At 60.3% G+C, this 1,491-nt stretch carries 1 protein-coding gene and 1 pseudogene; both read right to left on the reverse strand.

Features of this window, described 5'->3' with window-relative positions:
* Nucleotides 1-1,036, reverse strand: a 1,036-nt coding sequence (locus tag A6A04_RS22060) for a carbohydrate porin (protein WP_245651327.1), incomplete at its 3' end; no start/stop codon positions are given.
* 128 nt (nt 1,037-1,164) lie between these two features.
* Nucleotides 1,165-1,491 (reverse strand): annotated as a pseudogene (locus A6A04_RS20620) (hypothetical protein); the annotation flags it as partial.

Below are 1,491 nucleotides of genomic sequence, written 5' to 3' on the forward strand. Positions count from 1 at the left end.
ATGTCTCTTCTTCGGCATGGAATGTCCCCTTCATGGTCAGTTGAATTATTACATTCAACCTGGAGCCATTCACGGGGGGAGGGTCAGTGCCGTCATGATTGCGCCACTGGGGATCGCGGACGTCAAACTTGCCCGCAGGGTCGCCAGCGAAGGCCGCCGTCATCCAGGAGACTTCGTCCGTCAGGTTCAGCTTGACCCGAGCCCCCGGCGTCGGCATGGGGAAAGCGGCGCCACCACTGGGAAGATTGCCGGAAATTCCGAACGGGAAGCCGAAGGTGCTGTTGACGAATACCGAGGACAGCTTGCTGACCACGAATTCATCATCGACCGCAAGCTGACCTAGCCGCACGCTGACTGTGTCATCGAACAGGACCTGCTGTCCCCAAAGGGTGAAGAGGCGACGCGACGGAATGGCCTCGATATTGCTGACCGGCATCAGGTTGACGCAGCGAAAGCATTCGATGCAGTGACGCGATTCAGTCTTGCGGGAGATATCGATCAGGGTCGGACAGATGCCCCGGTCGGTGTAGCCCTCGGTGGTGGACTTGCGGGTCCATGGGGCGAACTCCACCGCTCCCAGACGCGAGAACACGCCCAGCAGCAGACCGATCGGGCAGGCGTGCCGACACCGCGCTCGCTTCTTGGAGCCGAACAGCCAGCCGATGATGATCGCGGCCAGCATGGTGCCGCCGAAGACCTCGGCTGCGGCCTCGGGATGGTCGCGCACCCCCACCGTCTGACCGAGAATGGTGACGATGAGAAAGCTTACCACAGGCGTGCCTTCCCAACTTAGCCAGCTGGGAATCTTGAACTTCGGCCCATAGGCGTTGGCCTTCTCGGCCGCCGCTCCCATGGGGCAAAGCAGGCCGCACCAGGAACGTCCGGTGAAGATCACCGACATGAACACCAGCGGAAACCACAATCCCCACAATAGGTAATTGGTAAAGGTGGTGTAGTGGGTCAACGGCGTGGCGTTGCCCGGAGGATCGGGTAGAAAAACCGGCACGAGGATGATGCCGAGAAAGACCAGGAACATGGCAGCATGGACCCATGACAGCCATGTGCGATTGCGGACGAAGAACGCTTCGACAGCCGCCGCGACCTTCCGTGCCGAAGCTGGGCGCACTGACGCCTTGGTCCGAACCTCGTCGAATGAATTATTGTTCACGCTGCCCTCGCGGCTCGTTTCTTGAATTGCAGAACAAGGATGCCGACCAGCAGGGGCACGACCAGGATGGCCTGGGCCGTGGCACCCTCAAGGGTGGGGAACAGTCCAAGCCAATCGACACTCGGCCACCCCTCCAGCGGAGTGATGGGAAGCACCTTAGCGTTCTGCAACTCGACCACGCCCTTGCCGGCGAACGCCACCGCCAAGTAGTAGAGCAGTCCGGCGGTCACCCCGAAGTGACCCTCCCCCCGTGAATGGCTCCAGGTTGAATGTAATAATTCAACTGACCATGAAGGGGACATTCCATGCCGAAGAAGAGACAT

This window comes from Paramagnetospirillum marisnigri (assembly GCF_001650715.1).
In the GTDB taxonomy this organism is placed as follows: Bacteria; Pseudomonadota; Alphaproteobacteria; order Rhodospirillales; family Magnetospirillaceae; genus Phaeospirillum; species Phaeospirillum marisnigri.